General features: G+C 72.0%; 1 protein-coding gene. It reads right to left on the bottom strand.

Annotated features, from left to right (window positions below; translation table 11 throughout):
• Nucleotides 1-243 (bottom strand): LysR family transcriptional regulator (locus R2R70_RS22620; RefSeq protein WP_410979290.1); only part of this gene is annotated, 243 nt, incomplete at both ends.

Below are 243 nucleotides of genomic sequence, written 5' to 3' on the forward strand. Positions count from 1 at the left end.
GCGCGGATGCGCAAGCTCCCGCTGGGGGAGGTCGTGCCCCTGCCGACGGCAGCCCGCGCGGCCTCGGCGCTGAGCAGCACCTCCTTTGCATGGGGGAGAAAGGCGCGACCTTCTTCGCTCAGCGCCACATGCCGCGTGGTGCGATGCAACAGGCGCACCCCCAGCCTGTCCTCGAGCTTGCGCAGGTGGGAGCTGGCGACGGCGGGCGACAGCTCCAGGTCCTCGCCGGCCTGACTGACGCTG

It is taken from the genome of Cobetia sp. SIMBA_158 (genome assembly GCF_046566945.1).
In the GTDB taxonomy this organism is placed as follows: Bacteria; Pseudomonadota; Gammaproteobacteria; order Pseudomonadales; family Halomonadaceae; genus Cobetia; species Cobetia amphilecti.